Raw genomic sequence first — 6,250 nt, forward strand, 5'->3', positions numbered from 1 at the left:
TATCCGGGGAGCCCCTTTCGTCTGCCCACGTCCGGGCCTGATTGACTGAACCGGTGTCAACGCAAGAATCCAGCATCTACGACGTGATCCGGCGGCGCCGCGATGTGCGTGCCGAATTCACCGGCGATCTCGTCGACGATGCGACCCTGCTCCGAATCCTCGACGCGGCCCATCGCGCACCCAGCGTCGGCAATTCGCAGCCGTGGGATTTCGTCGTCGTGCGTGACCCGGCGACATTGGCGCGCTTCGCCGCACACGTCGCCGAGAAGCGCGTCGAATTCCGCGATTCGCTGCCACCGGAGCGAGCCCGCACCTTCGAGCCGATCAAGATCGAAGGCATCACCGAGAGCGGCACCGGGATAGTCGTCACCCACGACGACAGTCGCGGCGGCCCGCAGATCCTCGGTCGCGCGACGGTCCCCGAAACCGGTTTGTACTCCACGGTTCTCGCGATCCAGAACCTGTGGCTGGCCGCGACCGCCGAAGGGGTGGGCGTCGGCTGGGTGAGTTTTTACGACGCACCCTTCCTCACCGACTTGATCGAGCTGCCCGCCGGCATTCGTCCCGTCGCGTGGCTGTGCATCGGCCCGGTGCACGAATTCCAGCACACGCCGGATCTGGAACGGTTCGGTTGGCGCGACCGGCGTCCACTCGACGACGCGATCCACTGGGAGCGGTACTAGCGCCCTGCCTACACCCGTTCGAGGACCGCGGACGCGCCATGCCCTCCCGCGGCGCAAATGCCCAGCAGCGCAGTGCTCTTCCCGGTGAGTGCCAGCTCGTTGGCCATGGTCGTCACCATGCGCGCACCGGTGGCGCCGAAGGGGTGGCCGATCGCGATCGAACCGCCGTGCACATTGAGGATGTCCGGGTCGATCTCGCCGACGGCACTGTCGCGGTCCAGCCGGGATTTGGCCCACGCGTCGCTGCCCAGGGCCGACACCACCGAGAGGGTCTGGGCGGCGAAGGCCTCGTGGATATCGACGACATCGATGTCCGACAGGGCCAGCCCTGCCTTGTCGAGCGCCCGCGGCATGGAGATGGCCGGACCGATCAGCACCTGATCGGACGGGTCGACGCTGACGAAACTCCAGGACCGGAAGGCCGCCAGCGGTTCGAAGCCCAGGGCGCGCGCCTTCTCCTCGCTCATCAGCAGCACCGCGGCCGCGCCGTCGGTGAGCGGGCTGGCGTTGCCCGCCGTCACCGTCCCGTCCCGCTCGAAGACCGGGGCGAGGGTCGCCAGCTTCTCGACACCGGTGTTCGCGCGCACGAGTCCGTCGCGAGTGACCGCCTTCCCGTCCGGCGTGGCGACCGCGAGTACCTCCCGGTCGAACCGGCCGGATTCGATCGCCGCCGCCGCGCGATGATGCGAGCGGGCGGCGAAGGCGTCCTGCTGCTCCCGGGTGATGCCGTTGATGCGGGCCATCTTCTCCGCCGACTCCCCCATCACCTCGCCGGTGGTGCGCTCGGCGATCTTCGGCCGGCGCGGCAGCAGATCCGTGAACGGCGCCAGCTGCGCCACCGCGGACAGATAGTCCTTCGGCTTCGGCTTACCCAGGGCCAGCGGCGCGGCCGCGTGCACCATCTTCTGCGGCAGCTTCACCTCGGCATTGCTGGTGGAATCGCTGCCGCCGGCGACCATGATGTCGTATTCCCCGCGTTCGATGGCGGCCGCCGCCGCGGTCACCGCCTGCAGTCCGGAGGCACACGCACGGGTGACCGTGTAGCCCTCGCAGCCGTGGTCGAGTCCCAGATCCAGGGCGATCTCCCGCGCGACGTTGGGCGCCGCACTCGGCAGGATCACCCCGCCCCACACCATCGCCTGCACCTGATTCTTGGGCAGTCCGGTCCGCTCGAGCAGCCCGCCCACCGCCAGGACACCCAGATCGATGGTGTCCATCCGCGTGTAGTCGGTGAAGGCGCGCAGGAACGGGGTACGAGCACCCGCGACGATGACGGCGCGGCGAGAACGCTTGGTGGCCATGCCTTTACAGTAGGACGAGCAAGATGCCGATACAAGATGTCACGGTAATCTCGCCGGCCCGGTGAACGACGAACGGCCGGGGCTCTCGGCCCCGGCCGTCCAGCTCCCGAAAACTCGTTACGTCAGCCTGATCAACCCATAGTCGAAGGCGTGGCGGCGGTAGACCACCGACGGTCGGTCGGTTTCGCGGTCGTGGAAGAGGAAGAAATCGTGGCCGACGAGTTCCATCTGATACAGCGCGTCGTCCACCGACATCGGAGTCGCGGAATGGACCTTGGTGCGCACGATATGCCCCGGCCCGGCGTACTCGCTCGATTCGGTGTCGGCGCGGTCGGCCGGCTCGGATCCGTCGGCGCCGGCGGGCAGGGTGTCCTCGACCAGCGCGGCCGTCGCCTCCGCGACGGAGACGGGTGTCTTCTCGCCGTAGTGCACCCGGCGGCGATCCTTGCTGCGCCGCAATCGGGCCTCGAGTTTGACCACCGCGGATTCCAGTGCGCCGTAGAAACTGTCGGCACAGGCTTCGGCCCGGACCACCGGGCCCTTGCCGCGCGCGGTGATTTCGACACGCTGACAATTCTTGCGCTGGCGGCGGTTTCGTTCATGGAACAGCTCGACATCGAAGAGGTATATCGACGGATCGAAACGTTCCAGACGGGAGAGTCGGTCCGCGACGTGAATGCGGAAATGATCGGGTACCTCGACGTTACGTCCCTTGACCACGACGTCCGCTTCGGGCGTCCGGGGCACATCCGAAATAGTCTGTTCGGCTCCGTTCAGTTCACCGGAACCCAGCTGGGTGCCCGTACCGGTCGAGGGATCTGCTTCTTTCACTGAAGGTCGTGAAGTCGTCACGCGTACCTCCCGGATCTGGCCGCACAACTCCATGTGCGGCGGGTTAGCAACCGCACCGAGCCGACCGGGGAGAGGTTGCGCGGGATTCGGAAAGGGCTTGCAGACTGCCACCCGTGGCCCGCCACTCATGCCGGAATGCTCGGTACGAAGTCGTCCGAGTCGCCACCTCCAAACTCTGGGTTCGGGTGTCAGATCGCTCTGTCAGCAACGCTATTACGCCAACGATCCGTCCGCCACTGTTCACGCAAATTTCTCCCACTCACGCGGCGCATGTCACCATTACGGCCCGCACGTTCAGCCCGGCCAGCGCCAGAACCCGCACCGATTCGGCAGCGGTCGCGCCCGTGGTGAGAACATCGTCTACCAGTACGATGTCGGCGGCCGCGAGGGTCCGCAGGGCCGACGTCGCACCGATGCGGCAGACGAGCCGGCCCGCCAGATTGTCCCGGCGCGCTCGCGCGCTCAGTCCGACGGAGTCGCGCACCTCACCGCGCGCCCACAGCACGGGTGCGAGATGGCAATCGGACAGCCAACCGGTCGCGACGCGCGCCGTCCGCAGGACCGGATCGCCCCCACGACGCCGGGCCGCGACCCGGCGGCTCGGCGCCGGAACCAGAATCAGCGGGCGGCCGGGAGCCCGCAGCAGGCCGATACCGCGGGCCAGGGCCCGGCCCAGCGGTGCGATCAGATCCCGGCGGCCCGATTCCTTGGCCGCCACCACGGCGCGCCGGGCCGGACCCGCGTATCCGCTCAACGCCCAGCACGGCACCCCCGGATCGGTGCGCGGCCATACCCGCATGGGCTCCGCGCTCAGTGTCGCGGCACATTCCCCGCACCATCCGATTCCGGCCGATCCACATCCCCCGCAGTACTGCGGCAGGACCAAATCCAGCAGCGTCCGCATCGGCCCAGTCTGGCCGAGGCCACCGACAGGTAGCGCTCGGGAAAGGTTCACTTGGCCCCGAACCGACGAACGGCCTGGGCATCCGGTTCCGGATTGTCCGGAACCGGATGCCCAGGCCGCGCGCTAGTTGCTGGACGGACCAGAGTTCCCGCCGTCAGTGTGTGCCGATGTGCAGCACCCACCCGCCTGACCCGTCGGGGTCACAAGTACCCTGCGCCGCCCCATTGAGCGCATTGAGGTCCTGCTCCAACGCCCTGGCGCAGTCATATTGCGCATATTCGCCCGTGAACACTGCCCCCTCCGGAGTGGGCAGGTCAGCGGCGTGCGCGACCCCGATACCGACAACAGCAACGGCAAGTGCAGATGTTGCGGCGACAGACAATATGCGGAACATTCGAATCCCTCCCTGAACAAACCCCCGAGCTCGACGAACTCGTCGGGCCGCAGCCGACATTACATCGAGATCCTTTGGAGCACAACGGATTTATAACGCGGATGGATTGTTCAGTCCGGCAGAACCGGCACCGTGTTCGCACCGAGCCCCGGCGTCTCACGCCAAAACCGGTCCGCCGACGGTCCTGTCGACTGCAGTTGCATTACCGCACGTGAATCGGCGGCGTAGAGAATACCGGGGGCAGCACTCACCACGCGGACAGGTGGAGTCAGGTTCTGACTGGACAGTGGCGTCAGCTCCGAACCATCGATGAAGACCGACTCCACCGGGTTCACGTCTCCTTCTCGTGCCAGAACGAGAGAATCAGGAGTGGACCAGTCGATGGATACGGCCGTTGTGCTCAGATCGACCGCCACCGGCCTGGGCGACACCAGTGCGAACTTGCCATCCGGATGCTGAATCACGACAGCGAGGTAAACCTTGCCTCCGGCGATGATCGCTGCACGCGTTCCGTCGCGAGAGATACTGAGATCGGTGATCGGGAGACGGGGCACCGGGTCGGTGCTGTTCGCCTCACCCGAAGTCAGCATCGACGTATCGATGTCCTGCATCGATACGTTGCCGGTGCCGCGATCGTGCGCAACTCGGATCACCCGAGTTCCGTCGACCACCGCCCACGCAGCCTCGCCATTGGAGGTCCATGACGGCCGCGTGATGGTCTCGCCCTGGACGACCGAGAATGTGGAAGCGCCGTCATAGCTGCCGATGATGAGGGTGTGCTTCGGCGCGGGCGCAGGCTCGCCGCTCTCGGCGACCGCGGCGATCAACTTTCCGTCTTCCGACAATCCGACCGACTGCAGATTTCGGGCGGCACCGAAGTATCCGGGCATACGGACGATCTGCCCCTTGGAGACATCCACGGCAACCAGCGATCCATCCCGCAACGCATGGAGGTTGGACCGATCTCCTGTGGGAGTTGTCGGGTTCATTGCACTGACGTCGTCCAACGACCAGCCCACGCCTGCGTACCGGTCGTCCAGCGGCTTGCCGTCGGCGAGTAACACGTAGGGGCCGGGGATATCCGCCCCTGCCAGTGTCAGTACCACCTGGGCTGCCAGCATCTCCTTACCGCGCGCATCAAGAGCCGAGGCACCGGCGAAATCTATGCGTACCCCGCCCAGCCCGACGCCGACGTTATCCGGTTCGCCGTTGGCTTTGGTGATGCCTTCGCGCACGCTGACAGGCGGGGCGAGCATATTGCGCACGGCCGGCGCCAGGGTCGGCTGTGGGCCCGCGGCGAGCAGTCCTACCAGCCGCTGCGTCAGTTGGTCCTTCGGGCTCGAGATCCAACGCAACTCGGGAACCATGGTGGTCCCGGGGCTGTTGGCGAAATACAGCGGATACCGACGATACGACTTGTAGAACGCGGAGCTGTCCACTACCACGCCCGGTTCCACCTGGCTGATGCGCCACTCGTCGCCGACCTTGCTCATCTCGATTCTGGTCTCGTACGTATTGTCCTGGGCGCGGAAGGACCCGTCTGCGGCAAGCTCACCCAGTTTTCGCGCTCGGATGCGGTAGGTCGCGGAGTCGTCCGACCTCGACTCCCGAAGGGTGTCGGGTTTGTCGACGATGACGGTGCGCGCACTGTCGTCCCAACCCTCCGCGGCCCCCGGCGTCAAGTACTGCCGCGCCGTTCGATGGTGGTCGGCCGGATCGGCGGTGGCGTCGAGGAAGTCGTGCAGCAACAGATCCGGGTCCCGCCCGGAGGTGGGCGGATGTGGGCCGGTCGACGTCGGCTGACGGTTGAGCGTTCCCAACGCCTGCGGCGCCGAGGAATCCGGCAGATTGGCGCAGCCGGCGAGGACCAGCACGCAGCTGAACAGCGCGGCGAGCAGCGTTGCCAGACGGGTGCGGTTCATGGGTTGATGTCCTCTTTGTCGACGAGTGCGGAGTCGTCCGAGCCGCCCGCGCTCTCACCCGCCGGCTTCGGCGAGGTCCGCTCGGCCCCCGGTTCACCGTCCGGCGATTCCGAGGCGTCCGCGTCCGGCGGCGTCGTCCGCGCCGACGGCTCGGCATCGGCATCCGCTTCGACGGTACCGGCAACGACCGCGTG

Annotated in this window: 6 protein-coding genes; 1 reads left to right on the top strand and 5 read right to left on the bottom strand. The window is 66.9% G+C overall.

What is annotated here, in order from left to right:
- Positions 1-53: 53 nt before the first annotated feature.
- Positions 54-683 (top strand): 5,6-dimethylbenzimidazole synthase, encoded by a 630-nt coding sequence (gene bluB / locus NN2_RS04865; protein WP_030515028.1) that lies wholly within the window; start codon positions 54-56, stop codon positions 681-683.
- Between the two features lie 8 nt (positions 684-691).
- Here bluB and NN2_RS04870 read toward each other — a convergent pair whose 3' ends face one another.
- From NN2_RS04870 to NN2_RS37635, 5 genes are all read right to left on the bottom strand, one after another.
- A complete protein-coding gene (locus NN2_RS04870) occupies positions 692-1,984 on the bottom strand; it encodes an acetyl-CoA C-acyltransferase (RefSeq protein ID WP_063010774.1) in 1,293 nt (430 codons plus the stop codon).
- Between the two features lie 117 nt (positions 1,985-2,101).
- Positions 2,102-2,761: a ribosome hibernation-promoting factor, HPF/YfiA family gene (gene hpf, locus NN2_RS04875; RefSeq protein WP_369829573.1), complete on the bottom strand. Its 660-nt coding sequence runs from the start codon at positions 2,759-2,761 to the stop codon at positions 2,102-2,104.
- Between the two features lie 334 nt (positions 2,762-3,095).
- On the bottom strand, positions 3,096-3,740 hold the full coding sequence (locus NN2_RS04880) for a ComF family protein (RefSeq protein ID WP_104364032.1): 645 nt from the start codon (positions 3,738-3,740) through the stop codon (positions 3,096-3,098).
- A gap of 504 nt (positions 3,741-4,244) precedes the next feature.
- Positions 4,245-6,056, bottom strand: coding sequence for an MtrAB system accessory lipoprotein LpqB (gene lpqB / locus NN2_RS04890; protein WP_063010778.1), 1,812 nt, complete (start codon positions 6,054-6,056; stop codon positions 4,245-4,247).
- On the bottom strand, positions 6,053-6,250 hold a 198-nt coding region (locus tag NN2_RS37635; protein WP_439955842.1), incomplete at its 5' end, for a hypothetical protein. The genes NN2_RS37635 and lpqB, both read right to left, overlap by 4 nt.

It is taken from the genome of Nocardia nova NBRC 15556 (assembly GCF_001613005.1).
Taxonomy (GTDB): domain Bacteria; phylum Actinomycetota; class Actinomycetes; order Mycobacteriales; family Mycobacteriaceae; genus Nocardia; species Nocardia nova.